Source organism: Candidatus Nomurabacteria bacterium (assembly GCA_016699365.1).
Classification (GTDB): domain Bacteria; phylum Patescibacteriota; class Minisyncoccia; order Phycocordibacterales; family UBA9973; genus CAZLWF01.
Window position 1 is genome coordinate 378,222 of record CP064973.1, and the last position, 24,434, is coordinate 402,655.

The 24,434-nt window shown below is 37.8% G+C and carries 28 protein-coding genes, 3 tRNA genes and 1 other RNA gene; 12 read left to right on the forward strand and 20 right to left on the reverse strand.

Annotated features, from left to right (window positions below; translation table 11 throughout):
• Window positions 1-4 precede the first annotated feature (4 nt).
• Window positions 5-637 (forward strand): hypothetical protein, encoded by a 633-nt coding sequence (locus IPJ63_02130; protein QQR76289.1) that lies wholly within the window; start codon window positions 5-7, stop codon window positions 635-637.
• A 36-nt stretch (window positions 638-673) separates the two neighbouring features.
• On the opposite strand, the gene rplT is transcribed toward IPJ63_02130, so the two are convergent.
• Genes rplT through infC form a run of 3 tightly spaced genes read right to left on the reverse strand, consistent with a single transcriptional unit; the run spans window position 674 to window position 1,760 of the window.
• Window positions 674-1,018 (reverse strand): 50S ribosomal protein L20, encoded by a 345-nt coding sequence (gene rplT, locus IPJ63_02135; protein ID QQR76290.1) that lies wholly within the window; start codon window positions 1,016-1,018, stop codon window positions 674-676.
• 1 nt (window position 1,019) lies between these two features.
• Complete coding sequence (locus tag IPJ63_02140) at window positions 1,020-1,208, reverse strand: 50S ribosomal protein L35 (protein ID QQR76291.1); 189 nt, start codon at window positions 1,206-1,208, stop codon at window positions 1,020-1,022.
• A 30-nt stretch (window positions 1,209-1,238) separates the two neighbouring features.
• On the reverse strand, window positions 1,239-1,760 hold the full coding sequence (gene infC / locus IPJ63_02145; protein ID QQR76292.1) for a translation initiation factor IF-3: 522 nt from the start codon (window positions 1,758-1,760) through the stop codon (window positions 1,239-1,241).
• Window positions 1,761-1,881: 121 nt separating this feature from the next.
• On the opposite strand from infC, the gene IPJ63_02150 reads away from it, so the two are divergent.
• Window positions 1,882-2,637, forward strand: a complete 756-nt coding sequence (locus tag IPJ63_02150; protein QQR76293.1) for a hypothetical protein — start codon at window positions 1,882-1,884, stop codon at window positions 2,635-2,637.
• 18 nt (window positions 2,638-2,655) lie between these two features.
• Here the strand turns inward: IPJ63_02150 and IPJ63_02155 are convergent, their stop codons facing one another.
• From IPJ63_02155 to smpB, 5 genes are all read right to left on the reverse strand, one after another.
• Window positions 2,656-3,777, reverse strand: coding sequence for an AAA family ATPase (locus IPJ63_02155; GenBank protein QQR76294.1), 1,122 nt, complete (start codon window positions 3,775-3,777; stop codon window positions 2,656-2,658).
• 89 nt (window positions 3,778-3,866) lie between these two features.
• Window positions 3,867-4,280, reverse strand: a complete 414-nt coding sequence (locus IPJ63_02160; protein ID QQR76295.1) for a hypothetical protein — start codon at window positions 4,278-4,280, stop codon at window positions 3,867-3,869.
• Between the two features lie 83 nt (window positions 4,281-4,363).
• Window positions 4,364-4,537 carry a hypothetical protein gene (locus IPJ63_02165; protein ID QQR76296.1) on the reverse strand — a complete coding sequence of 58 codons (174 nt, stop codon included), beginning with the start codon at window positions 4,535-4,537 and terminating at the stop codon, window positions 4,364-4,366.
• A 232-nt stretch (window positions 4,538-4,769) separates the two neighbouring features.
• Window positions 4,770-5,156: a transfer-messenger RNA gene (gene ssrA, locus IPJ63_02170) on the reverse strand.
• Window positions 5,157-5,160: 4 nt separating this feature from the next.
• On the reverse strand, window positions 5,161-5,604 hold the full coding sequence (gene smpB, locus IPJ63_02175) for an SsrA-binding protein SmpB (GenBank protein QQR76297.1): 444 nt from the start codon (window positions 5,602-5,604) through the stop codon (window positions 5,161-5,163).
• 359 nt (window positions 5,605-5,963) lie between these two features.
• On the opposite strand from smpB, the gene ftsH reads away from it, so the two are divergent.
• Entirely contained in the window at window positions 5,964-7,775 is a 1,812-nt protein-coding gene (gene ftsH, locus IPJ63_02180; protein QQR77017.1) for an ATP-dependent zinc metalloprotease FtsH, read from the forward strand.
• Window positions 7,776-7,805: 30 nt separating this feature from the next.
• Here ftsH and IPJ63_02185 read toward each other — a convergent pair whose 3' ends face one another.
• Entirely contained in the window at window positions 7,806-8,276 is a 471-nt protein-coding gene (locus tag IPJ63_02185) for a hypothetical protein (GenBank protein ID QQR76298.1), read from the reverse strand.
• A 189-nt stretch (window positions 8,277-8,465) separates the two neighbouring features.
• Window positions 8,466-8,539 (reverse strand) — tRNA-Ile (locus IPJ63_02190).
• Between the two features lie 109 nt (window positions 8,540-8,648).
• Between IPJ63_02190 and IPJ63_02195 the strand changes: the two genes are divergently transcribed.
• On the forward strand, window positions 8,649-9,458 hold the full coding sequence (locus IPJ63_02195) for a hypothetical protein (protein QQR76299.1): 810 nt from the start codon (window positions 8,649-8,651) through the stop codon (window positions 9,456-9,458).
• Between the two features lie 35 nt (window positions 9,459-9,493).
• Here IPJ63_02195 and recG read toward each other — a convergent pair whose 3' ends face one another.
• The 7 genes from recG to IPJ63_02230 form a co-directional block, all read right to left on the reverse strand.
• On the reverse strand, window positions 9,494-11,674 hold the full coding sequence (gene recG / locus IPJ63_02200; protein QQR76300.1) for an ATP-dependent DNA helicase RecG: 2,181 nt from the start codon (window positions 11,672-11,674) through the stop codon (window positions 9,494-9,496).
• A gap of 73 nt (window positions 11,675-11,747) precedes the next feature.
• Window positions 11,748-12,212 carry a cupredoxin domain-containing protein gene (locus IPJ63_02205; protein QQR76301.1) on the reverse strand — a complete coding sequence of 155 codons (465 nt, stop codon included), beginning with the start codon at window positions 12,210-12,212 and terminating at the stop codon, window positions 11,748-11,750.
• A 64-nt stretch (window positions 12,213-12,276) separates the two neighbouring features.
• Entirely contained in the window at window positions 12,277-12,648 is a 372-nt protein-coding gene (locus tag IPJ63_02210; GenBank protein ID QQR76302.1) for a response regulator, read from the reverse strand.
• 24 nt (window positions 12,649-12,672) lie between these two features.
• Window positions 12,673-13,425 carry a HAMP domain-containing histidine kinase gene (locus IPJ63_02215; protein ID QQR76303.1) on the reverse strand — a complete coding sequence of 251 codons (753 nt, stop codon included), beginning with the start codon at window positions 13,423-13,425 and terminating at the stop codon, window positions 12,673-12,675.
• Window positions 13,426-13,697: 272 nt separating this feature from the next.
• Complete coding sequence (locus IPJ63_02220; GenBank protein ID QQR76304.1) at window positions 13,698-14,129, reverse strand: ASCH domain-containing protein; 432 nt, start codon at window positions 14,127-14,129, stop codon at window positions 13,698-13,700.
• Between the two features lie 38 nt (window positions 14,130-14,167).
• The gene (locus IPJ63_02225; protein QQR76305.1) at window positions 14,168-14,935 is read right to left on the reverse strand and encodes an alpha/beta hydrolase; all 768 of its coding nucleotides are present in this window, start codon (window positions 14,933-14,935) and stop codon (window positions 14,168-14,170) included.
• Window positions 14,932-15,144, reverse strand: coding sequence for a helix-turn-helix transcriptional regulator (locus tag IPJ63_02230; protein ID QQR76306.1), 213 nt, complete (start codon window positions 15,142-15,144; stop codon window positions 14,932-14,934). Before IPJ63_02230 ends, IPJ63_02225 begins: the two co-directional genes overlap by 4 nt.
• Before the next feature lie 352 nt (window positions 15,145-15,496).
• Between IPJ63_02230 and IPJ63_02235 the strand changes: the two genes are divergently transcribed.
• A complete protein-coding gene (locus IPJ63_02235) occupies window positions 15,497-17,110 on the forward strand; it encodes a recombinase family protein (protein QQR76307.1) in 1,614 nt (537 codons plus the stop codon).
• Here IPJ63_02235 and IPJ63_02240 read toward each other — a convergent pair.
• The 3 genes from IPJ63_02240 to IPJ63_02250 all read right to left on the reverse strand — a co-directional run bounded on the left by IPJ63_02240 (window position 17,096) and on the right by IPJ63_02250 (window position 17,989).
• A tRNA-Ser gene (locus IPJ63_02240) sits at window positions 17,096-17,185 on the reverse strand. The genes IPJ63_02235 and IPJ63_02240 overlap by 15 nt on opposite strands.
• A 21-nt stretch (window positions 17,186-17,206) precedes the next feature.
• Window positions 17,207-17,293: transfer RNA gene (locus tag IPJ63_02245), tRNA-Ser, on the reverse strand.
• Between the two features lie 45 nt (window positions 17,294-17,338).
• A complete protein-coding gene (locus IPJ63_02250; GenBank protein ID QQR76308.1) occupies window positions 17,339-17,989 on the reverse strand; it encodes a ComF family protein in 651 nt (216 codons plus the stop codon).
• A 47-nt stretch (window positions 17,990-18,036) separates the two neighbouring features.
• On the opposite strand from IPJ63_02250, the gene pilM reads away from it, so the two are divergent.
• The 7 genes from pilM to IPJ63_02285 all read left to right on the forward strand — a co-directional run bounded on the left by pilM (window position 18,037) and on the right by IPJ63_02285 (window position 24,431).
• The gene (pilM, locus tag IPJ63_02255) at window positions 18,037-19,182 is read left to right on the forward strand and encodes a type IV pilus assembly protein PilM (protein QQR76309.1); all 1,146 of its coding nucleotides are present in this window, start codon (window positions 18,037-18,039) and stop codon (window positions 19,180-19,182) included.
• Window positions 19,183-19,264: 82 nt separating this feature from the next.
• Window positions 19,265-19,957: a hypothetical protein gene (locus tag IPJ63_02260; GenBank protein ID QQR76310.1), complete on the forward strand. Its 693-nt coding sequence runs from the start codon at window positions 19,265-19,267 to the stop codon at window positions 19,955-19,957.
• Window positions 19,958-19,961: 4 nt separating this feature from the next.
• Window positions 19,962-20,543 carry a hypothetical protein gene (locus tag IPJ63_02265; GenBank protein QQR76311.1) on the forward strand — a complete coding sequence of 194 codons (582 nt, stop codon included), beginning with the start codon at window positions 19,962-19,964 and terminating at the stop codon, window positions 20,541-20,543.
• 4 nt (window positions 20,544-20,547) lie between these two features.
• A complete protein-coding gene (locus IPJ63_02270; protein ID QQR76312.1) occupies window positions 20,548-21,168 on the forward strand; it encodes a hypothetical protein in 621 nt (206 codons plus the stop codon).
• A 20-nt stretch (window positions 21,169-21,188) separates the two neighbouring features.
• Window positions 21,189-22,925: a type II/IV secretion system protein gene (locus IPJ63_02275; protein QQR76313.1), complete on the forward strand. Its 1,737-nt coding sequence runs from the start codon at window positions 21,189-21,191 to the stop codon at window positions 22,923-22,925.
• A gap of 43 nt (window positions 22,926-22,968) precedes the next feature.
• Window positions 22,969-23,370, forward strand: a complete 402-nt coding sequence (locus IPJ63_02280; protein ID QQR76314.1) for a response regulator — start codon at window positions 22,969-22,971, stop codon at window positions 23,368-23,370.
• Entirely contained in the window at window positions 23,370-24,431 is a 1,062-nt protein-coding gene (locus IPJ63_02285; GenBank protein ID QQR77018.1) for a PilT/PilU family type 4a pilus ATPase, read from the forward strand. The genes IPJ63_02280 and IPJ63_02285 overlap by 1 nt, the downstream gene beginning before the upstream one ends.
• Window positions 24,432-24,434 lie beyond the last annotated feature (3 nt).

The window sequence follows — 24,434 nt, forward strand, 5'->3', positions numbered from 1 at the left end:
TTATATGGGTACTGAATATTTATGTTACAACGGTCCGATTGGGAATGGAGACAAACACAATCATTTAAAAGTAAAGCTCGGTGTATCCGGTGCAGCAGAAACTGGTCACTGTGGTGTTAATGCACTCGAAAAGGCGAAAGAACTTGGTAGGGAAATAGTCCGACAAGGTGGTATTCTCGTTACTGGTGCAACAACCGGATTTCCTCTTTGGAGTGCTATGGGTGCAAAAGAAGAAAAAGGAATGTCTATAGGCTTATCTCCTGCGACTAGTGAGCGAGAACATGTCGATACATACAGACTTCCTCTGGACTATATGGATTTGATTATATACACAGGATTTGGTTATCCAGGAAGAGATCTGCTATTTACTCGCACCTGTGATGCTGTGTTTATAGGTTGTGGACGTATAGGTACAATACATGAATTCACCATTGCTTTTGAAGACAACAAACCAATTGGAATACTAGAAGGTGAATGGGATACGGCTAAAGATATAAAAAAATTATTAGAAGACGGCCATAGACCAAATGCTAAAATCGTTTTTGATTCTGATCCAAAAGAGTTAGTAAAAAAAGTAATGAAGCTTGTTGAAGCAGACAAGGTTCAAGAGTTTAAATTAAAATCTGACTCTCTATAAAATAAAAAACTCCCCAAAGGTAGGGGAGTTTTTTATTTATGCTACTTGTTTGAATATCTTTTCAAAAGTTGCTGGATTTTCGATTGCGATTTGTGATAGAACTTTTCTATCCAATCCGATATTGTTCTTCTTTAGCTTGTCTATGAACTTGCTGTATGACATTCCTAGTTCGCGAGTTGCAGCATTTATGTCTACTTGCCAACTTGCTCTACGATCTGCCTTCTTGTCTTTTCTGTGTGCAAAAGCATGTGTTCCTGCGTGTGCAATAGCTTCTTTTGCTTGAGCTTCTTTAGTACTTCTTCCAAAACGATAACCTTTTGTTTTAGAAAGTACATTTTTGCGACGCTTGTTTTTTATGACTCCTCTTTTTACTCTTGACATATTACATATTTGGAAGCATCTGGCTTCTTATCTTATTTTTCATAATAAACTCTTTCATCTTTCGGCCTGCAAGTTGTTCTGTACGACTTTGTTTTGCATTGAAGTGGTTGAATCCTGGTTTTCTACCCAAGAGCTTTCCGCTTTTTGTCTTTTTCAAACGCTTTGCGTATGATTTGTTTGTTTTTATCATAGTCTTCTTAAATATTTTTGCTTGTAATAATTAAATGATTGCTTTTTTAGTATCACGTTCTAGTGTTACTGTTATACCCTTTGGACCTCGTTTGTATGATTCGCTGACTTTATAATCTTCGGTTATGAGATGTAGTACTCGGTCCAATCTTTCTCGCAAGAATGCATCAGCCATGAATTTTGCTCTACCAGCAAGGAATAATTCAACTTTTATGCGATGGCCTTCTTTTAACCAATTTGAAGCTTGTTTAGCTTTTAGTTCGAGATCATGCTCGCCTGTAGCTATTTTAACTTGTATTGATTTTGTTTCTGTAGGTTTCGCTCCTGCTTTTGCCTTCTTCTGTTTCTTGTTTTGTTCATACTGATACTTCCCGAAGTCCATTATCTTTGCAACTGGGGGATTGGCGTTTGGAGATATTTCAATCAAATCCATGCCTCGCTCTATTGCCATATCTAGGGCTTCTTTGAATGAAAGTACACCCAAATTGCCATTTTCACTATCTATGACTCTTAGTTCTTTAGCTCGTATTTGGTTGTTTATGCGTTCTCGCAAGCGTTCAGTATTGTTAAGAAATAGGTAATTTAGTTCGAATACCTTGGTCCATATAATAGCCTTTTATAAGGATAAAGTCAATAAACAGCTTGGCCTTTTGTTGTGCTAATCTATTTAATATATGGGGCCGATACTTTTCTATAAAAACCTAGGCGAAACACCTCTTGAGGCTATAGAGCGTTTTCGCCTTATAAACCCACTCTACAAGAATGTGCCTATGACATATGCTGGCAGATTGGACCCTGCGGCCACAGGTCTCTTAGTGCTCCTGGGGGGTGATTTATGCAAAGAAAAGGATCTGTACACTAGTCTGCCAAAGACATATGAAGTTTCGATGCTTTTTGGTTTCAATACTGATTCATACGATCTTTTGGGTATTCCTAATATTTCTAAAAATAGTAATAAAATATCAGAAGAAGATATAAAAAATGAATTGCAGAAAATTTTTACAAACACACCAATCACTTTGAATCAGAAATACCCGATATTCTCTTCTAAGACAATAAAAGGTAAGTCCCTTATATCACTTGCTAGAGCTGGTATTGAAATTACAAGACCAAGACACAAAGTTGAGTTATATAGCGGATATTTGAAGTCTATAAAGAAAGCATCTAGTATAGAGATAGAGAATAGAGTTTCAGAAATATGCGGTTTGGTAAAAGGAGATTTTAGACAAGAAGAAACACTAAGGTCTTGGAGAAATGTTTTAAAAAATTGGGGACATTTTACAATTGCTACATTTGAAATAAAAGTTGGTTCTGGTTTCTATGTCAGAACATTTGTAGATGATATTGGTAAAAAGTTAAAAACTGGAGCAGTTGTGTATTCGCTGAATCGAATAACAGTTGGGGATTATGAAATAGAAAATGCTCTCTAGAACCTAGAGAGCATTTGTTTAATTTTTGCGTGCCAAATTTGCATTTGAATATTCTTCTTCACCTGTAACTTCACGAATTACGTAAGGTTCAACGAACGACGGTATGATTATTTTCTGATTTTTTTCGGTCAGTTCGAGTTCCAGCAAAGAATCTTTTGGGAATCTTTTTAAACTCTGATCGAAGAAGTCGTGTTCCAAATACTGATCATCCCATATATAACAGGCTCTATCTTTTACGACTGGCCAGCATTTTGGATCTTGTCTTATAAGTAGAGTATTGTATTCGTTTTGCTCTAAAATCCTTTCTATTTCTTCTTTGGCGCTTTTACTATTCAAGATCGGTATCTTTATAGTGTTGTAAAAAGCAAAGAATCCACCTTGACCTTTTCTACGCACTCTTTCGCTTATGCCTCTCTCTGTTAGTAAATAGTGCTGTATGATGTTTACTTTTTGATAGTGGACAGGTATGTTAGACATTTTAAATTTTCTATCAATCAAAAATTTGCGTTCATCTTCGATTGGTACAGGTATTCCTAGAAAATTAAAAACTAACTTAACAACTTCGTTTACTTTTCCTTTGAAGGTTTTGTTTTTGTTGTTCACTATTCGTAAATGTGCGTGCCCGGTCCAAGACTCTTTAAGTCTTTTGTCTCGGTATCGAGCTTGTCTAGGTGTTTCATACCTCGCTTCGTTACTCAATGTACTGTAGAAATCTAAGGCACCATCTGCTGCGGTTACCATGTGTATCACTGCTTCGTATCGAGCATCTCGCAGTCCCACTACCGAATGTCCTTTTGATTGGATCATTTGTTCGTATGCTCTTTGTTCACGCCTGTTAACATAAGCCAATCCTTCGATTGCCCCACGGTCGTAGAGTATTACTACCTTTTCTGCACCTGTGTCTTTTGCGTATTGTTCGATCATGTCTTCATAATGCAACATGAAATCTAAAACATACTCTTGGAATTTTATACTTCCAGGTATGAGACGGGAGTTTATAAGGATCGTTGCTGTCTCATGAGCAATAAGCACCTTATACCCAAGACTTGTTAGTTTGCTGTGTAAGACTGAAAGCACAGTAGTCTTGCCTGAGCATGGGCCACCAGTTAGAGCGATTTTGTATATTCTTTGCTTTTTCATATTTAAATGTACTTTTATATACCCATTAAACGCGATTGTGCTCAGTAAGTCAAACCATAGTAAAAGGCGCATAATTTGTGCGCCTTTGTTTAGTTTATGCAAATATTTTGGATCAAGTCGGGTAAGATAATCGAGTTAACACTGGGCCCTTTTTTTTCCAGCAACGCATCCTTACTATAAGTTTTTCCGTGAGGGAATATATACACCAATCCTACTATTTTAGAATTTATTTTTATCGTCCCTCCTGGCATCTTGCTCCATACATCTTTATTGATATTGAAGCTAATGCAGCTTTCTGGATGTTTATCCATACTCCACTTGTTATTTTTTTTGTTGTATACACAAATGTTTTTCAGTAACACAAAAAGAAACTTCTCGCTTTGAGAGTAGTGTTCTATCTCTGCTCTGCAGTGTTTTCCGTGCCTATAGAACTCCACGTATCTATTGGCACCTTCAGTATTGAGTATGTGCGTAAGCTCTCTCCAATTATCAACAGTTTTCATATGTAACTTTTTTTACATTTAATCATAAAAAGAGCGGGGTGTCAAAGGAAAAATAAATAGCCGATAATATCGGCTATGAAAATTTATTTGAAAGATTTTGATCCAATTTTTACTGCCAAGTACGCAGCTCCAGAAGATGCTGTATTTTTCTTGAGCTTTGACCAGTCTATTTCCTCTGCGATATTTTTATTTTCACTTGAGGCTAACTTGAGCTCATTTATCAATACAAGCTTATTTATTGTTTCTTTGTCTAACATATACGTCGTTTTTTGTGAGTATAGGTGAAAAATTCAATGAGTGCAAGGATGGGGGGTTGGTCACAGATATTTTGCTCGCCGTCGCTTGCAAAATTCCGCGACCCAGGCTCACTTGTTTTTCTTGCTAGAAAAATATAATTGCGCCTTTCGCCTCCCCCACGTGAAGTGCGCAGGCACTTCACTCATTTTCACTGAAAAAATAAAAGCGCCTTTTGGGCGCTAATATTTTTACCAGTGGAAATGGGGGGAGTCGAACCCCCGTGCAAGGGAGGTTTCGTATGGAGTCTACGTGCATAGTTTGTTTTATTTGTTTAAAGCAAATATCTATAAAACCAACAAAATAATATTTACTCGATTCTCAATTGTTTCGAAAATTATCTGAGACGCGATATTTTTCTATCCCGATAGATGTTGCCTCGTGTATTTTATCGGAAGTCGAACACAGAGACACTCGCGAGCTTAAGCTCGAGCGAGAGCAAGATCAGCCATACCGAAGTATGGTGATGTTACCTTACCAAATGTTTTTGCATTTGAGTTTTGTGCGCTGTTTTACGAGCGTTTCGCACGAGCTCGGCACGCACCATACAAAACTAATCCTTTGTCGATGCCTTACATTCCCATTATTACTTTTTCAAAGTTCTACCTATTTCACGATCTATATCACGTTTCTTGATTGTCTCACGTTTATCAAATTTCTTCTTACCTCGTGCGACCGCAACAGAGACCTTTATCTTAGGGCCTTTATTATACAATGATATAGGTATTAGTGTCAAACCCTTAGTAGATTCGGTTTTTAATAGGGTTTCGATTTCTTTTTTGTTTAATAGTAGTCGTCGAGTTCGAAGCGAGTCGTAATCTTCTTTGGTGTTATTCGGCTGATAAGGGGATATGTTCATCCCTAGGACATAAGCTTCACCACCTCTTATTATTACACGCGCACCTTCAAGCGTTGCCTTGCCTGTTCGTATTGATTTGACCTCATTCCCAAAAAGCTCGATTCCTGCTTCTATTTTTTCCAGGAATTCGTAGTTGAAGTGAGCTTTTCGATTTTCAGTAAATGTAGGCATAGGCAGATTGTAGCACATTTATTTTCTGCATTTTTATAGCTCATTCATTCTCAAAGCTTTACTTTGAGAATGAATGAGCGAGGAAAGGGGATCGGGGAAAACTCTAGTTTTCTCCGTGGAGGAGAGCAGTGAAACGTTGAGAACCGAGAGGTTCTCAAAAAAAATTCTCTCGTTTAATATTGTATTTAATGATCTACAAAGATTATAGACGAGGGTAATTTTTTGGTGTATAGTGAAGTACGTTTAAATATATGAAATCACCAATAAAAAACTTAAAAAATCTTAATTCTAAAGGAAAAAAACCAGGTGGCGCACCTACGACTTTTGGTAGTCACATAATCACAGCTTTCTTGATATTTATGTTGATCTCAGCTCTGTATACTGTAATCACAGAAAATAAGAAAGAAGTCCAAGAAGTTACTTTGTCTGAGGTTGCTTCTCTAATTGAGACCAGTCAGGTGAAGAGTATTGAAGTTGAAGGGGATGTTTTAAATATCGAGCTCAATGACGGAACTCTCAAGAAATCTAAAAAAGAGATAGAATCTTCTCTATCTGAAACTTTAGCAAACTACGGTGTTGCTAGTGAGAAAATTTCTGCTACTCCAATCAATATAAAAAGTCAGACAGGATTTGGGTATTGGCTTATTACAATTCTTCCGATACTAATTCCGATTGCTTTTATAATCCTATTCTTCTGGTTTATGTCACGTCAGGTAAAAGGCGCGGGGATGCAAGCTTTTTCCTTCGGTCAATCAAAAGCAAAAATAACTGATCCAAATGATAAAAATAATCGTGTAACTTTCAAAGATGTTGCTGGTTCAAAAGAAGCAAAAGAAGAGTTGAAAGAAATAGTAGATTTTCTTCGTAATCCAAAAAAGTTTCTTGATATTGGTGCCCGTATTCCAAAGGGTGTTTTGCTTACAGGTGTACCAGGAACAGGAAAGACACTTCTTGCTCGTGCTGTTGCAGGAGAAGCTGGGGTTCCGTTTTTCCACCTATCAGGTTCAGAGTTTGTAGAGATGTTTGTTGGAGTTGGAGCTAGTCGTGTGCGTGATCTTTTTCAGCTAGCAAAACGCACAGCACCAGCGATTATATTTATAGATGAGATTGATGCAGTAGGACGAGTGCGTGGAACAGGTGTTGGTGGAGGTAACGACGAGCGCGAACAGACTCTAAACCAGATTCTAGTAGAGATGGACGGTTTCGAACCCAATGAAAAAGTTATTGTAATGGCTGCAACAAATCGCTCTGATGTACTGGATCCAGCGTTGCTTCGTCCAGGACGTTTTGATAGAAGAGTAGTCTTGGACTTACCAGATAGATCAGACCGAGAGGAGATTTTGGCTATTCATGCTATTAGAAAACCACTAGCAGAAGATGTGAACCTCAAGGTTATAGCAGAACGTACACCAGGATTTTCTGGTGCTGATCTATATTCTCTAATGAACGAAGGAGCAATACTTGCTGCACGTGAAGATCGCAAGAAAGTTGCTCAGTTTGATTTTATTCGTTCAATCGAAAAAGTTATGATGGGTCCTGAACGCAAGAGTCATTTGTTGTCTCCAATTGAGAAGAAAATTACTGCATATCACGAAGCCGGTCATGCGGTTGTGGCGAGTGTGCTTCCATATGCAGACCCAGTTCACAAAGTTTCTATAGTTGCTCGTGGACGTGCTGGAGGATATACACTGAAGCTTCCTCTAGAAGATCGCAAACTTCAATCACGCAAAGAATTTCTAGATGATATAGCTATGTCACTCGGTGGATACGTTGCGGAGGAAATGATTTTTGGTGATATTACGACTGGTCCTTCGAACGATCTTCAAGTTTCAAGTTCTCTTGCACGTGCGATGGTTACACGATGGGGGATGAGTGATCTTATTGGTCCAGTAGCGCTTGAAAGCGACGGTGGGCGCACAATGTTTGGTCGCGGCGTAGAAGACCGAGAATATTCTGAAACAATGTCTACGAAAATTGATGATGAAGTAAAACGCATAATGAATGAAGCTCTCGAGAAAGCTCGTAAAGTTTTGACTGAAAATCGTAAGTGCCTCGATGCTGTTGCAGACAAGTTGATTGAAGTAGAAACACTTGAGCAACCAGAGTATGAGGAGATAATTAAAGCTCACGGTATTAGTCCAAAAAAGAAATCTGAAGAAATAAAAGCATAATAAAATCCCCCGCAGACGTGGGGGATTTTATTATTGAGCTTTGGTTTGTCCGACTGATTGGAGTTCAGAGGATATTGTATCAAGTAGGTCGTGGTGGAAGTTCATGCATTCTTCTGCAAGTGTCATAAGGAGTTCATGATTCAGAGTTTCCGCTACACCTTTTACAAGCCCCCAGTGCACGAAAGCTGCTCCTTCAAAGAACCCTGACCACTCGAGTATTTCTGTTGGATTCTCCCACTCTCCGCCGATATAAAGTTCACGCATCTCTCGAAGCTTTGCACCGGTCTTTTCAAATTTTGCATTTACGATTTCAGATACACCAAGTTCGCCGGCAAGTTTTTTAAGCTCATCTGCATGAATACGATTTTTATCTAATATATCTGTTAGTTCGTTTTCTCCTAGAACAGGGGATAGGACAGATCGTCCTTTTTCTAGTGTCTCATCTCCAACCAATGCGAATGCCAATACCTCTCCCAATTTTTTAGCTGCGAATTCGTTCATATGTTTTATTGATTAAGTTATAAGGGTATTTTTATTTTAGCATACGAGTCTATTTGTCGTCACAGATATTTTACTCGCCGTCGCTCGTAAAATTCCGCGACCCCGGCTCGTGGTTTTGCGTGCTCGCAAAACATCACTGCGCCTTGGGCTAGTATCGAAAATAGGAAGCAGTTCCTATTTTCTATCTAGTCCACCCTCTTGGATTCGAACCAAGGACCCCAGAGGTATAAGCTCTGTGCTCTAACCAACTGAGCTAAGGGTGGATATATTTGGCTAGACTTTGATATTAGCTTATTTAGAGATTTTTTTCAAAGTTTTTGGTGTACTTGCCAACCTAGACAAATGAGTGTAGAGTGATAAAAAAATCGCACAATGAAAAGCGTTAAAAAAAGATTCAATGATCTTGCTAGTAGAAATCTAGACAAGGTACAGGCATATCATAAATATACACAAGACGACCAGAGAACCTGGAAGTTGTTGTGGGACAATCAGACCAGACAACTGGAACATATTGCTCACAAAGCCTTCTTTAAAGGTTTAAAAAAACTTGGGATTACAGGAGAAAAGATTCCTGTATTTTCAGAAATTAATCGTCGACTCGAGAAACTCACAGGATGGAGAATATATGTCTGTGATGGAACTCTTGATGATGATATTTTGTACTACGGGCTCATGAACAAGATGTTCCCGGTGACGAACTTTTTTCGTCTATTGAAGGATTGGCAGTATACTCCTGCCCCCGACATGTTTCATGAGATATTCGGGCATTTGCCGATGCTTACTTTAAAAAAGTATGGCGAATGTATTCAGATGTTTGGAATAGTGGCGAAAAGATATAATTTCTCACCAGAAGTTATGAAAATCCTCCCACCAGCATTTTGGTTTTTAGTGGAGTTCATACTTGTTCGTGGTCATGGGGATCGTCGTATTGCTGGCCCAGGAATACTTTCGTCTGTAGGAGAAACTTTATATGCAGCCGCAAGCTCAAAGCCGACAATTCACTCTTGTGGAGATAGTCCCGAGGCGATGAAGAATTTTATTCGTCAGGCAATGTATACGAAGTATGATATTACTAAGCTTCAAATTGAATATTTTCAAGTAGAAAGTTTTGACTTGTACTATGAGATGATTATGAAGTATCTGCCTAAGGTTGTTGCCGAAGAATTGAAAATCGCAGCTTAAATAAAAAAATCCCCCAATTTTGGGGGATTTATTTTTTACTCAAAATGCATATCGTTGTATCTTTCGCGTATAGCTTCGACGAGTATAGGGTAGTCGCCAAGCGCGCAATCTTTCTCTATAAGCGTGCGGGCTTCATTGCGCGCAGCTTCTACCATCTTTATATTGCGTATTGCTTCCATACCAAGATCAGTTATACCCCATTGTTTTCCTCCTCCGAGTTCTCCAGCTCCGCGAAGTGCCAAGTCTAATTCTGCTAGCTCAAAACCACTTTTTGCTGACACAAGTGCCTTCAATCTGTCTGCGGTTTTTTGTGATTTTGCATCAGCAAATAAGTAGCAATATGCTTGATGATTTGATCTGATTACACGTCCACGCAACTGGTGAAGTTGTGCTAGTCCGAAACGTTCCGCGCCTTCTATTACGATTATGGTTGCGTTTGGTACGTTTACTCCGACTTCGACAACTGATGTCGCACAGAGAATATTGATTTCATGATTATAGAAAGATTCCATCACTTCTTCTTTTTTCTGTTTGGTCATTTTAGAATGCAGTACTCCAATTTCGTATTCTGGAAAGACTTCTTTTTTCAATCTTTTGGCTTCTTCTGTAACAGACTTTGCTATGATAGCCATTTCTTTTTCTGGGTCGGGCTCGTTGATACGTGGACAGATTATGTATACCTGTCTACCGTTTTTTAATTCTTCACGAATTTTTTCATATGAACCTTCTCTTTTGTTTGAAGGAATTATTTCAGTATGAATTGGTTTTCTGCCAAGCGGCATTTGATCAAGTACAGTTAGGTCTAAGTCTCCATATATTGTTAGGGCCAGTGTGCGCGGGATAGGCGTTGCAGTCATAGAGAGTAGGTGAGGGGCGATTACTTTACCATTCGACTCTTTGTGAGCAAGCTTACTTCTCTGTATTGTTCCAAATCTATGCTGCTCATCGATTATAACTAGAGCTAAATGTTTAAATTTTACAGATTTTTGAATTAGTGCATGTGTTCCTATAAGTATTGGGATTTCTCCATTTTCTACCCATTTCAAAAGTTGTGTTCGAGATATATTTGTCCAGTTGCCAACATTGGAGGCTACTTTGGATGGGAATTTCCTACAGCCACTTCCTGTGATCAGTCCTATGTTTATTCCAGTGTGTTCAAAAAAAGAAATAAAGTTTTCAAAAAGTTGTGTAGCAAGTATTTCAGTCGGAGCCATATATGCGACTTGTAGTGATCCAAAAGTTTGTTTTGCGGGACGATTTGTAATGATGCCGTATGCGGCACTTGCTGCTACTGCGGTTTTACCACTTCCAACATCACCCTCGAGCAGTCTAGACATGGGGTGTGTTTTTACTAAATCAGCTCGGATTCCTTCAATTGCATTTTTTTGCCCATCTGTAATTGGGAATGGGAATCTGTCTGTGAATTCTTTTAGGTCTTCTTTTTCAATTTTTATTTCGTATGAATATGAGCTCTTGAATATATGGCGTTCCTGTTGCTTCTTCAGTTGAATCAAGAAAACTTCTTCAAATGCAAAACGCTTACGCGCTGCTTCTGCGTCATTTTCATTGCGAGGTGTGTGAATCCAAATCAGTGCTGTTCCGAGTTTTGGTAAGTTGTATTTTTTTAATATATATTCTGGTATTGGGTCTGTAATAGAATTTTGGATTCCCGATTTAAATATTCTATCTATTGCGTGATATATAAACTTTGAAGTAACACCTCGGCTCTCTGGATATATAGGATATCGGATACCTGAGTTTTCTACTCCTTCTTTTACAAAAAGGGTATCGTGGATATCAATTGGTAGAGTAGGTGTTTTTTCAATTTCAGGATTGGTTATAGATAAGCCATTTTTGGTTTGGCTTATTTTACCTGTCACTTTTACACTATCACCAACTGTAAACATCTTCGCGAGATATGCCTGATTGAACCAGACTATGCTGATTGTTCCTGTCTGGTCCTCGACAGTTGCTTCGCCCATTGGGACTTTTGTGCGAAAAGATTTCTTTGTTTTTGCGCGCGTGATTGTGCCGTGAATAGTCGCGATTTCTCCTGGGTTTAAATCACGAATAAAGTGCAGTTCTGATATATCACTATAACGAGTGGGGAAGTGATATAAGAGGTCATGTATGGTGTTTATACCAAGGCGCAAGAGCGCCTTCTCTTCTGTTGTTTGTATCTTGAAATGTTTTTTTAGTGGGTCAGAGGTTTGCATCTAAGCATTGTAACTTTTTAAGGGAATAATAAAAAATCCCTCTCATTTATAGAAAGGGATTCTTAAATTTATTTTATTTATCTCCCAAGACTACAACTGTTCCGCGCATACTAGGATTTGAGTGATTGTGGTATTCATAGGTCCCACTCTCAGTGAATGTAAAAGAGTATGATTCTCCATTTTGGTAGTTTCTCCCTGCGTCAAAGTCTGAGAACTCTGTGTGCTGTGGGTGTGGATTTGATGCGACCCACATATTGAGAGAGGAGTCATTTGAGAATCTTACTGTATCTCCCATTTCTATATTTATTATATTTGGACTAAAACCAGAAGAAGTATACATTACTAAAATTTCTTCTCTTTGAGATTCTTTTGTTTCAGAAACTTTTTCGGTGTCTATATTTGGATTCTCTGTTTTTTCGACTAAAATTTCTTGTTCAGTTTCTAGTTGTGTTTCAGTATTTTTTTCTTCTCCGAATATAATAAACCCTCCGATTGCTATAAGTGCGATAAGTCCCAATATTGCTGATGTTTTACTCATTTGTTTTTTAGTTAATTTTATTAAATATAAATCAGACATTATAAAAACAGGCCTGAGCCTGTTTTTATAATCCTAATATAGATTTTATTTTATCAGACAATTCGTCTAGCGTGAAGTTTGATTTGATCATGAAATCTGTTGCACCAAGTTCACGAGCACGTGCTATGTCTTTGTCTTCTGATAGATTTGAGAAAACTATTACAGGTGTTTTTGCGAGAGCAGCATTTGAGCGTATTTTTTCTAGAACTGTGAATCCGTCCATAGTAGGAAGTACTAAGTCTAGGAGTACAAAATCAGGATTTTCACTATCTGCAATCTTCACTGCATCTTCACCTGTTGAGGCAGTAAGTACTTGAAATCCATCTTTTGATAATTTTCCTGCTGCAAGTCCTTGTAGGAATGAATCGTCTTCAATTATAAGAATTTTCTTTGGCATATAATGTATTGTACTCGTGACACCTTATCTGTGCAAGGGTAGTGAAAATGTAAAAGTAGTGCCTTCACTTTCGGTAGATTTGAAGTTTATTTTACCACCATGTTTTTCTATTATGTGCTTAGTTGTATATAAACCCAATCCTGATCCAATAGAGTCTTTGGCTTTGGCATTTGTAGCTCTATAAAATTTACCAAATATTTGTTCTTGCTCACTTACAGGTATTCCTATGCCAGTGTCTTTTACTGAAATTTCCACTTCGTTTTCATTTGCATGAATAGATATGAGCACCTTGTCTCCTGTATTGCTGTATTTAATTGCATTTTCGATTAGATTTTGAATAACAACTCTAACCTTTTCTTTGTCGCAAGTTATCTGTTTGATTGGATTTTCTGGTTTTAAGAAAATTGTCTCAATACCTTTTTTGAAAGCTTCACTAGAGAAGTCAAAAAGAGTTTCATCTATTAGTTTGACCATATCCACTTCTTCAAAATTGTAAGTCAGAGATGTTGTGTCTGCATGATTGAGTGAAAGCATTTCGTTTACAAGCGATAACATGCGTTCGTTTGAATCACTTGCACGTTTCATAAAATCTGTTTGCTCAGGAGTTAGTTCGCCAAAATCTTTGTCTAGAAACATGCGGAGTATCCACTTCACAGCGGAAAGGGTAGTTCGGAGCTGGTGCGCAGATATAGAAATCCAATTACTTTTTAGTGCATTTTGTTGCTTGAGTTCTTCGTTCTCTTTTTTAAGTTGTTCAATTTCTTCTGTTTCAGTCATGAGAGCATTATACCTTGCGAGGGTATGTAGTACAAAATTTGCGGTGTTTGTTGGACAAAGTTCGAAACTATTTCGAGCAAAATCCAAACGATTAAAACTAATATAATGGACTCGGCAGGGCGAAACAATTTGTCTGGGGGAATGGATTCGCCCTGCCTCGGCTGATTTCCCGCCCGCAGGAGGGGTCTGGGGAGGAATGCGGGCGGGTTTCGGACTGGGGGTTTTCAGAAATTTCGCCATCGGATTTCGTACCAATAAAGTTGGCACACCGCCTATGTTTTTATTCTATCAATATTTTCTACCGATAGCCAAGCCGACATCATTCCAAATCCTGCCTTGTTAATTTCAAACGGCTCAATTTCTTTCGGATTTTTCAAAAATATCAAAAGACAATAATTTTTATTTTTGAATAACTCAAAAAATTCCTTAATTTTATCTTTTTCGATTCCGTCATCATTTCCGTATTCATCTAAAATCTGACTAACTTTTTCGGGTGTTAAATCGGAAAAGGAAACCACTTTTTCTACTTCGGTCTTGATTGAAACAGGTTCACCAGAATCTTTGAAATAAACAGTATCGCCTTTTCCGATTTTTCCCCAAGGAGAGTGTTTTGATTTATACCACCGAGATTCAATTTTCTTTTGTCCCGAAAGAATTTTTTGAGTTAATCCCCATGATTTTTTCATTATTGCCACATGGTCCATATTTATTTTTTCTTTAGTTCATAATACTTGCTAATTTTCTAATAACCTTTTGTTTTCAGCCAATCAATAATTATGTTAGAAAATTTTTCTGGATTAAACAAACACCAATCATGATTACCGTCTACGAATTTTAATTCAGAATTTTCTATATTCCGATGAAAATTTTCTGCAAGATTTTTAGGAAATATTTCATCTTGTTCGCCCCACAAAATTAAGGTTTTTGCACTAACATTATGGAAATCAGGGAAGTCGGTCAATAAAAACTTTTTTACCACACTTATCGTAAATTTCCGTTCAGAAAATCTTTTGGAAACATTTTCAAAAAAGTCTCTAACAATTAGCAAAAAAGTCCCAAGATTTCTATATTTGAAAATGTCGCGGATTGTTTTTTCAATAAAATAAATATACAAAAACTTAAATTTTGAAATATTTTGTGAAAGTCCGACAGAATCAGTCAGAACCATTAACTGAATATTTTTATTGCTCGCTGATAACTGTAGAGCTACAACACCACCGAAAGAATGGCCAACAATTGCAATTTTCCCAAAGTTAAGGAAAGTTATAAATTTTTTCAAAATTTTGGAATAATCTGAAATATTGCTTGAGCATGTGGATTTTCCAAAACAAGGTAAGTCGGGAGCAATAACTAAATATTCTTTTGACAAAAAATCCAAAACTTTTTTATAAGTTAAGGCATTTACTCCACCACCATGCAAAAACAAAATCGCATTTCCCGAACCAACTTGAAAATATCTCAATTTATCATGCCCGTCTTCAAAATATTTTTCCGTATATTGCATGGTCATTTCATTAGATCATCAATTGAAACGCCCAACCCTTTGGCGATTTTTGCCATAGTTTCAATTGTCGGATTCGGTGTTGCGCCAGATTCAACTTTGATAATCACATTATAAGCAATATCAGCCAACTTCGAGAGTTTATCCTGCGAAATACCGAGTTTCTCTCTGTATTTTTTTATATTTTTTGCAATTGTTGGTAATTCTTTTGACTTCATAGTATAATTATACTAGTATAGATAGTGAGATAAGTTTTACTATTATAACTTTACCAAATAAAATGAATTTAATCAAACAAAATTTTTGGCGGTGCATTTCGCAAAGCGAAATACGAAATCCGATGGCGAAATTTCTGAAAATCCCCAGTCCGAAACCCGCCCGCATTCCTCCCCAGACCCCTCCTGCGGGCGGGAAATCAGCCGAGGCAGGGCGAATCCATTCCCCCAGACAAATTGTTTCGCCCTGCCGAGTCCATTATATTAGTTTTAATCGTTTGGATTTTGCTCGAAATAGTTTCGAACTTTGTCCAACAAACACCGCCAAAATTGAAAATCGGAATCGGAAGCCGAAATGGGGTCGGCACGAAGTGCCGACACAAATGTATTCCCCCCAAAAAATCCTGAATCTGAAAGGGTTCGCCACGCTCCGCGTGGCTCCTCGTTTGCCAATACAATTATGAATAATCAAACCAAAAAGTTTTTCATTTATACTCGCAAGTCTACGGACGACAAAGACAGACAAGTCCGCAGTATTTCTGACCAATTAGCGGAATTGAAAAGTTTAGCGTTGAAAGAACAAATTGATGTTGTTGATGTCTTTGTCGAAAAGCAGACCGCCAAAATACCAGGTCGCCCTGTGTTTAATGAAATGTTGGAAAGAATGGAAAAGGGTGAAGCGACTGGTATTTTGGCGTGGCATCCCGATAGACTTGCGAGAAACTCGGTAGACGGAGGAAAAATCATCTACCTCGTTGATACTGGAATAATTAGTGAAATGAAATTTCCAACTTTTTGGTTTGATCCGACACCGCAAGGCAAATTCATGCTTTCAATCGCTTTTTCGCAATCCAAGTATTATGTAGATAATTTGTCGGAAAATATAAAGCGAGGTCATCGCAACAAAGTGAAAGACGGAATATGGCCTCAAATGGCTCCGCTTGGATATGTGAACAAAAATAGAAAAATTATTCCCGATGAGAATATCGCACCTTTAATCAAGAAAACATTTGAGGCATATTCGTCTGGGTCTTTCACTTTGCGCCAACTCCGCGATAAGTTTAACGAACTTGGATTGAAGCGAAAAAGCGGAAAGGAACTTGCGGTGTCGAATTATCAAAAACTTTTGAAAAATCCAATTTACACAGGACTAATGTTGTATAACGGCGAGATACACGAAGGTAAACACGAACCGATTATCACAAAGAAACTTTTTGATTCCGTTCAGGAAGTGATGATGAGAAAAAGCAAACCTCATTCCAAAGGACTAAAACCATTTTTGTACAGAGGATTTTTCCGTTGCGGAGAATGTGGCTGTTTCATTACCACTGAAACACAGAAAGGTTATAACTATTTGCGATGTACGAAACGGAAAAATCCTTGCTCACAAAAATATACCCGTGAGGAAATCATCACTTCCGAAATTCAAAAGGAAATCAAAAAAGTTTCTTTGCCAGACGATTGGGCTAAATGGATGTTAGCGGAAAATGAAAAAGACAAATTGGTGGAAGCCCAATCGTCTACGCTTTTTGCCGACAAAACAAAAGCCGATATTTCTCTTTTGGATTCCAAAATTGAGAAGCTGATGAACGCTTACTTAGAGAACGCTTTATCACTTGAGGAATATCGAGAAATGAAAAACAAGCTAGTGAACGAAAAACAGCTTCTCAAAGAGAAATTATCGGCTTTTGAGCAAAAAGCGAATAATCGGTTCGAACTTACCGAAAAGTTTTTGAAATACAATATGGAATTGGCAAACGAGGGAATAAATGAAGAGAAACTTCATTTATTCAAAAAAGTCGGTTCGAACTTTATTATTGAAGCTCGAACCGTACTTTTTGAGCCACGCGGAGCGTGGCGAACCCTTTCAGATTCAGGATTTTTTGGGGGGAATACATTTGTGTCGGCACTTCGTGCCGACCCCATTTCGGCTTCCGATTCCGATTTTCAATTTTGGCGGAGGATGTGAGATTCGAACTCACGGAGCTGTTTAAGGCTCGGCAGTTTAGTAAACTGCTGGTTTCAACCACTCACCCAATCCTCCATATTTCAAATACAGAAACAGCGGAGACGGTGAGATTCGAACTCACGGGGGTTTTTACACCCCGCCTCCTTAGCAAGGAGGTACCTTAAACCACTCAGACACGTCTCCATATCGAGATGAGAATACCACAACACGGCCATTTTTTCTAGTTTTTTAGTGCGCCACCACTAGTGCGATTATGTTTCTCGCACCAGCTTCGCGTAAGACTCGGCGAGCTTCTTTTAGAGTTGCACCAGTTGTATATACATCGTCGATCAAGATTATATTTTTTCCTCTCATATCTACTCCAGACTTTATTTTGTATGCACCTTGTAGATTTCTCAATCTTTCCAATCGGTTCCTGACTTTTGCTTGAGCTTTTGTGTCGCGGATTTTTTCTAATATATCTCCACCATATAGAAACTCTTTATCCGTGAGATTTTCTATAAAAGCTCTCGCCAGGAGTGCTGATTGATTATATCCACGTATGCGTTTTCGGTTTCTTGTGATTGGTATCGGTATAATCAGAGTTTCTTTGTTTGCATTGAAAATATTCTTTTCACTCAATATGTCTATGTTGTGTTCATACAAAGATTGGCCTAATATTTTTGCAATAGGGAATCTGCCATGGTATTTGAGTAGCCACAATGCATGCTTTACCGTACTGTCTTTATATGAAAAGCATGCATGCACAAAAGAATCTGGGATTTGGTTCGGTTCGGGGATTTTTCCTAGACATTTATCACATAGTACACTCCCTGTATTTTTGCACTTTATACACTTGGTTGGGAAAATGTACTCGAGTATTGATGAGATTATATTCATAAATAAAATATGTATATATGATATAATACAATTACTGAATTTTATATATGGCAAACACATTTTCAAAAATACTAAACGACGGATTGGCGATTTTTAAGAAGACTTCCAATGAGAGTGTTGTTGGAATAGATATTGGATCTTCAGCCATAAAGGTTGTTCAATTAAAGAAGAAGGGCGCAAAAGCAGTACTAGAGACTTACGGTGCTCTTTCACTTGGCCCGTATTTGGAGGGAGGGGTTGTTGGTCAGACTACAAATCTACCTATAGAAAAAATTGCCCAAGGATTAACTGATGTTATGCGCGAAGCTGGTATTACAACAAAACAAGGTGCGGTATCCATACCTGCATCTGCCAGTTTAGTTTTTCTAATTGAATTACCTGCAGTTATAGATGAGAGTCAGTTAGCATCGATTATTCCGACTGAGGCTAGAAAATATATTCCAGTTCCAATATCCGAAGTATCACTTGATTGGTGGCCTATTCCTAAAAAAGATTCTGCTTTAGATGGTGCTGTTGGTCCAGACGGTAAACCTCTAAAAGAAGCAGCGAAGACTGAAGTTTTAGTTGCTGCAATTCACAATGACACTATACAAAAATACAGAGACATAATCGCAAAGACAAGTCTGTCAGTAGATTTTTTTGAAATAGAACTTTTTTCAAGCATACGAAGTAGTTTTGGTAGGGAGCTTTCTACTGTTTTAATAATCGATATGGGTGCTCTTAAAACTAAGTTATCTATTATAGAGTACGGTATCGTCAGAAAGTTCCATAGTATTGATCGAGGCTCTCAGGATATAACCAACGCACTGTCAAAATCTTTAGGTGTAACTTTTTTGCAAGCAGAGCAGATGAAGAGAGATTTTGGAATGCTTGGTAATCAAAAAGATCCAAGTATGCCAGAAATTATTTCATTGTCTGTAGACTATATATTGAGTGAGACAAACAGTGCAATTCTAAATTACGAAAGACAGTACGGAAAAACTATTAGTAAAGTTATTTTGACAGGTGGGGGAGTTCTATTGAAAGGTTTTAAAGAAAGAGCAACAGAACAGTTGAGATCAGAAGTTGTGATGGCTAGACCATTCGACAAAGTAGAGGCACCTGCTTTCTTGGACAATGTTCTTGAAACCGCTGGTCCGGAGTTTGCTGTCGCAGCAGGACTTGCTTTGCGACGATTGCAGGAATCTTCATAGTTTTACACATTATTTTCTATACATAGTAGCTAGTTCGTATTACAATATAACAATGTTAGAAGCTTGTGCTTCGTTTATGTAAATGGATAAAGACTTTCAAACATCTTTTATACCTAAAAAATCTCTTGCAGAAGAGCGTGTTACTACGCGTCGACCTGCAAGCCTACTTGTGTTTTTTGCAACATTAGTTTTCTTTGCATCTTTAGCTTCTGCAGCAGGCGTGTATTTTTATAGAGCGTCATTGGTAAAACAAGTAGAAGCTATGTCTAGTCAGCTTGATAAAGCTAGAGCACGTTTTGAACCATCGCTTATCACTGATCTTGAAGACTTAGATCGTAGACTATCTGCATCAGAGAGTGTCATATCAAATCATACAGTTATAAGTCCTATATTTGAGACACTTGAAACTTTGACTCTAAAAACAATTCGCTATACAAGCATGGATTATGAGATTGATAAAGAAAATGGAGGAGCTGTAAATATAAAACTCCGAGGCCAGTCTTCAAGTGGCTATACTCCTATAGCGTTACAGTCTGATATGTTCTTGCAAAACAAATACATAATAGATCCAATATTTTCAAATCTTTTAGTTGATGCAAGCGGAAAGGTGAACTTTGATTTAGAGTTTACAGTCGATCCTACATATTTGTCATACACAGAATTTGTAAATAGATCTGCAGTTTCAGACACTTCAGATATAGTTCCGGTTAGCACACAGACAACAGATACATCTGCAACAGAAGACACTACCAATAGTACCCAACTAAACCCATAAATTTATGATGAGATTTATTTTTCCAATTATTTTGTTTGTAGCCTCAATAGGATTGTTTTTGGGTGTAACAAATCCTATCTATAAAGCCACAAAAGAACTCAAAGCAGAAACAGCAACCTATGCTGAAGCTTTGGCTAATTCAAAACAATTGGAAGAGAGACGTGATGAGCTTGTGGCTAAATACAATGAATTTGCTCCAAGTGATGTTGAGAGATTGCGAAAGCTCTTGCCAGACAACGTAGACAATATACGTTTGATTTTAGAGATTGATTATATAGCTTCTAGATATGGTATGTCAGTTACAAACGTAGCTTTTGACGTAGACAACAAAGAAGCTTCAGATACAGAAAATTCAATAGCTGAAGGGGGAAGTAGTTTGAGTATGACAAATCGAGATATTGGAACATTTGATTTGAGTTTTTCTACACAAGCTTCTTATGATAATTTTCAAAAGTTTTTGATTGATTTGGAAAATAGTTTGCGTATTGTAGATATACAGGAAATTACTTTCGATTCAACAGCTTCAGAAGGCAGAGATTTTTATAAGTACAACATTAAGATTAAAACATATTGGTTAAAGAATTAGATTTATGAGCAAGATTATTAAACGTCTAATAACAGTAGCAGTATTGGTTGCCTTAATTGCAATCGGGTATTCTTTGGTTTCGAACAAGAAGCAAGACAGTCAGTCTCTATCAACTGTAGGAGCTTCTGCAGACAGTACAAATGAAACCGGAGATGAATTCTTGGCGACTCTTCTGAATCTTCAAGTATTAAAACTAGATGGTGATATCTTCAATGCAAATACATTTACAGGTTTACAAGATTTCTCAATAACTCTTGTTCAGCTTGGTAACCAGGGTCGTCCAAATCCTTTTGCTCCTATAGGATCAGACCTTTCTCCTACGAGTGTAATATCAAGTCCTAGTGTCATAACAAATACGCCTACTTCTATAACAACTACAAGCTCAGTACTTCAGGGTGCTTTGCTAGCTGGAACAGTCGCAACTGAAAGATGGTTTGAGTGGGGTCTCACAGAATCTCTGGGTGCAAGTACAACAAAATTACTAGGCAGTACTAGTCCTTATACTGCTACGGTTTCTGGTCTAACAGCAAACACAACTTACTTCTATAAGGCTGCAGCTAAAATAAACGGACAGACTGTTTACGGATCGGTTGTATCTTGGAAAACGCTCAGCACAAGTAATTAGTTGTTTGTTCAAATTTTTATATGACTTTTTTAGAACATCTTGCTGGTCAAGGTATTATTACAGACAATCAAATAAGTGAAGTAATCAGACTCGCCGAAGAGAAACATGGCGGGAATATTGACGATATGCTCGTAGAGCTTGGTTTAGATGATAAAAAACTTTTGGAACTTAAAGGTAGTTTTTTCAATGTTCCAACAAAAGATGTTGATCTAAGACAAATAACTTCTGACACATTGAAATATATTCCTGAAGATTCAGCGAAGCATTATATGTTTGTTCCTCTAGGTATAAAAGATGGAGTGCTCGAGGTTGGTATAGTGAACCCTGACAATATAGGAGCAATAGATGCTATACAATTTATAACTTCAAAGATGAATATTCCTTATAAGATATTTTTGATATCAAGTAAGGCATTTGAAGGTATTTTAAAAAATTATGAGGGCCTAACAGGAGAAGTTGATCAAGCAATATCTGAAATTGATAAAGAAATAGAGTCTGTAAATACTAGCGATATTGTAATAGAAGATAGAAATATCCAGGCTAAATTAAAACCAGGCGAAGAAGAGCGTATTGTTGAAGACGCGCCTATAATCAAAGTTGTTGCAGTTATATTGCGTCACGCAACAGAAGGAAACGCTTCTGATATTCACATAGAAAACACAGGTGACAAAGTAAAGGTACGTTTTCGTGTGGACGGAGTCTTGCATACTAGTCTTGTACTACCTTTAAATGTTTACGCAGGAATAGTTGCTCGTATAAAGATAATGGCAAAACTACGATTGGATGAAAAACGTAAACCTCAAGACGGAAGTTTTGCTACAAAGATAGCTGGTAGAAAAGTAGAGTTTCGTGTGTCTACATTCCCAGCCTATTATGGTGAAAAAGTTGTGATGAGAATTCTCGATTCTTCACGTGGAGTGAAGAAGCTTTCAGAATTGGGCCTATCTGAACATAACTACAAACTTATAAAAGAAGCATTGGCAAAGCCATACGGTCTTATACTGATGACAGGTCCAACTGGTTCCGGTAAATCTACTACTGTGTATTCGATGTTGAATGAGCTCGACAAAGAAAAGTCCAATGTCGTGTCTCTAGAAGATCCGGTTGAATATCAAATCCCAGACGTAAACCAGTCTCAGGTTATGCCAGAGATAGGGTACTCTTTTGCTTCAGGTCTTCGTTCAATATTGCGTCAAGATCCGAACATAATAATGGTGGGAGAAATACGCGACAAAGAAACAGCTCAGCTTGCAATTCAGGCGGCTCTAACAGGTCACTTGGTATTGTCTACTTTACACACGAACTCTGCTGTTGGTGTAGTTCCGCGTTTGGTGGACATGGGAGTTGATCCTTATCTAATTGCGCCAACACTTATACTCTCTATAGCTCAACGTCTTGCTCGTGTTGTGTGCGAGGATTCACGCAAAGAAGTTCCTATGGATGAAACCATGAAAGAGCTTTTGGACAATCAATTTAAAGATTTACCAGAGAAATACAGAGGTCAGTTGCCTGCACGGGACAAAATGTATGAAGTTGTGCCTTCAGCTGAATGTCCAAATGGAACTCGCGGACGTATGGCAGTATTTGAAATGTTCGCCGTTAGTAAAGAGATGCAACATGTTATTTTAACTAGTCCGGTAGAGGCGGAAATATATAAAGTGGCTAGAGCAGACGGTATGCTTACCATGAAAGAGGATGCGATTATTAAAAGTCTAAAAGGGGAGTTGCCGTTTCAAGAAATCTACAATGATTTGTAAATTGGTAAAAAACGGAGTGTTTATAGTATAATTAGAAGCAATTATGGAAGAATCCAAAAAATACAAAATATTAATTATTGACGACGACAATTTTTTGCTAGACATGTACGCTATGAAATTTTCTCAGGAGCCAAAATTTTCTGTAGATACAGCTCTCGGTTCTACTTTGGCTTATGAGAAATTAAAAGCAGGGGCTTCTCCAGATGTTATGTTGATGGACATTGTTATGCCGGGAATGGATGGATTTGAACTTCTCGAAAAGTTGCGCGATGAAAAAATAGCAGAAGGTACTATGAAAATTATACTTTCAAACCGTGGTCAACAATCTGACATAGAACGTGGTGCGACTCTAGGAGTGGCTGGTTATATCGTAAAAGCTTCTAGTACACCAGGCGAGGTTATTACTAAAGTAACTGAAATTGTTACCAAACAATTACCAAGATAATTATGGATTACGCAAAAGAACTAGAAGATTTATTGGTTACTCTTATTCGTGAAGGCGGATCAGATCTTCATATTGCTGGAATGCGCTATCCTGCAATCCGCGTTTCAGGACAATTAAACTTTTTAGTTAAGCATAATATTTATACAAAAGAAGATTCTTTGGGAATACTTCGAGAACTGTTGGACGATGTTAAATATAAAAAGTTTTTAGAAGACCAAGAGATTGATTTTTCATACGATTTTAAAGGTGAGGCTAGGCTTCGTGGTAACGCCTTCTTTACAAAAGGTATAGCGGGTATTGCTCTCCGACTTATACCACAAGTTAAGACTCTAGCTGAGCTCAGACTTCCTCCAATTATTGAAACTTTTTGTAGAAAAAAACAAGGATTTTTTCTTGTCGTAGGACCAGTTGGTCAAGGTAAGTCCACAACTCTTGCCTCTATGATAAGTCTTATAAACAACGAACGTGCAGAACACATAGTAACTATCGAAGACCCAATAGAATACATGTATACACCGAAGCACTCTATTATAGATCAGCGTGAAGTTGGTATAGATACAAAAGATTTCAATTCAGCCCTGAAGTCTGTGTTTCGTGAAGATGTAAACGTAATACTGATTGGTGAGATGCGCAATGCTGAGACTATTTCTACTGCTGTTACAGCTGCTGAAACAGGTCACTTGGTTTTCTCTACTCTTCATACAAACAACGCTTCTCAGACTATTGACCGTATCATCGATGCGTTTCCACCTGGCCAACAAGATCAGATTCGTATACAACTTGCTTCAAGTTTGATCGGAATATTTTCTCAGCGTCTTATACCTTGTATAACTGGGGGACTTGTTCCAGCATATGAGCTTCTCGTAAACAACAACGCTGTACAAAACCTTATCCGAGAAAAACGTACACACGAGATAGATGTAGTAATAGAAACTGGATATGAGCACGGTATGATAGATATGAACCGCTCCCTTGTAGAACTTGTACGTGCAGGACAAATTACAATGGACAATGCTTACTTATATTCACTTAACCCAAAAGCTCTAGAGCGATTGCTATAATTT

Coding starts and splice junctions, on each gene's coding strand:
- IPJ63_02130 (QQR76289.1), top strand. CDS start 5: ATGGGTACTGAATATTTATGTTACAACGGTCCGATTGGGAATGGAGAC.
- rplT (QQR76290.1), bottom strand. CDS start 1,018: ATGTCAAGAGTAAAAAGAGGAGTCATAAAAAACAAGCGTCGCAAAAAT.
- IPJ63_02140 (QQR76291.1), bottom strand. CDS start 1,208: ATGATAAAAACAAACAAATCATACGCAAAGCGTTTGAAAAAGACAAAA.
- IPJ63_02150 (QQR76293.1), top strand. CDS start 1,882: ATGGGGCCGATACTTTTCTATAAAAACCTAGGCGAAACACCTCTTGAG.
- IPJ63_02155 (QQR76294.1), bottom strand. CDS start 3,777: ATGAAAAAGCAAAGAATATACAAAATCGCTCTAACTGGTGGCCCATGC.
- IPJ63_02160 (QQR76295.1), bottom strand. CDS start 4,280: ATGAAAACTGTTGATAATTGGAGAGAGCTTACGCACATACTCAATACT.
- IPJ63_02165 (QQR76296.1), bottom strand. CDS start 4,537: ATGTTAGACAAAGAAACAATAAATAAGCTTGTATTGATAAATGAGCTC.
- smpB (QQR76297.1), bottom strand. CDS start 5,604: ATGCCTACATTTACTGAAAATCGAAAAGCTCACTTCAACTACGAATTC.
- ftsH (QQR77017.1), top strand. CDS start 5,964: ATGTTGATCTCAGCTCTGTATACTGTAATCACAGAAAATAAGAAAGAA.
- IPJ63_02185 (QQR76298.1), bottom strand. CDS start 8,276: ATGAACGAATTCGCAGCTAAAAAATTGGGAGAGGTATTGGCATTCGCA.
- IPJ63_02195 (QQR76299.1), top strand. CDS start 8,649: ATGAAAAGCGTTAAAAAAAGATTCAATGATCTTGCTAGTAGAAATCTA.
- recG (QQR76300.1), bottom strand. CDS start 11,674: ATGCAAACCTCTGACCCACTAAAAAAACATTTCAAGATACAAACAACA.
- IPJ63_02205 (QQR76301.1), bottom strand. CDS start 12,212: ATGAGTAAAACATCAGCAATATTGGGACTTATCGCACTTATAGCAATC.
- IPJ63_02210 (QQR76302.1), bottom strand. CDS start 12,648: ATGCCAAAGAAAATTCTTATAATTGAAGACGATTCATTCCTACAAGGA.
- IPJ63_02215 (QQR76303.1), bottom strand. CDS start 13,425: ATGACTGAAACAGAAGAAATTGAACAACTTAAAAAAGAGAACGAAGAA.
- IPJ63_02220 (QQR76304.1), bottom strand. CDS start 14,129: ATGGACCATGTGGCAATAATGAAAAAATCATGGGGATTAACTCAAAAA.
- IPJ63_02225 (QQR76305.1), bottom strand. CDS start 14,935: ATGACCATGCAATATACGGAAAAATATTTTGAAGACGGGCATGATAAA.
- IPJ63_02230 (QQR76306.1), bottom strand. CDS start 15,144: ATGAAGTCAAAAGAATTACCAACAATTGCAAAAAATATAAAAAAATAC.
- IPJ63_02235 (QQR76307.1), top strand. CDS start 15,497: ATGGGGTCGGCACGAAGTGCCGACACAAATGTATTCCCCCCAAAAAAT.
- IPJ63_02250 (QQR76308.1), bottom strand. CDS start 17,989: ATGAATATAATCTCATCAATACTCGAGTACATTTTCCCAACCAAGTGT.
- pilM (QQR76309.1), top strand. CDS start 18,037: ATGGCAAACACATTTTCAAAAATACTAAACGACGGATTGGCGATTTTT.
- IPJ63_02260 (QQR76310.1), top strand. CDS start 19,265: ATGGATAAAGACTTTCAAACATCTTTTATACCTAAAAAATCTCTTGCA.
- IPJ63_02265 (QQR76311.1), top strand. CDS start 19,962: ATGATGAGATTTATTTTTCCAATTATTTTGTTTGTAGCCTCAATAGGA.
- IPJ63_02270 (QQR76312.1), top strand. CDS start 20,548: ATGAGCAAGATTATTAAACGTCTAATAACAGTAGCAGTATTGGTTGCC.
- IPJ63_02275 (QQR76313.1), top strand. CDS start 21,189: ATGACTTTTTTAGAACATCTTGCTGGTCAAGGTATTATTACAGACAAT.
- IPJ63_02280 (QQR76314.1), top strand. CDS start 22,969: ATGGAAGAATCCAAAAAATACAAAATATTAATTATTGACGACGACAAT.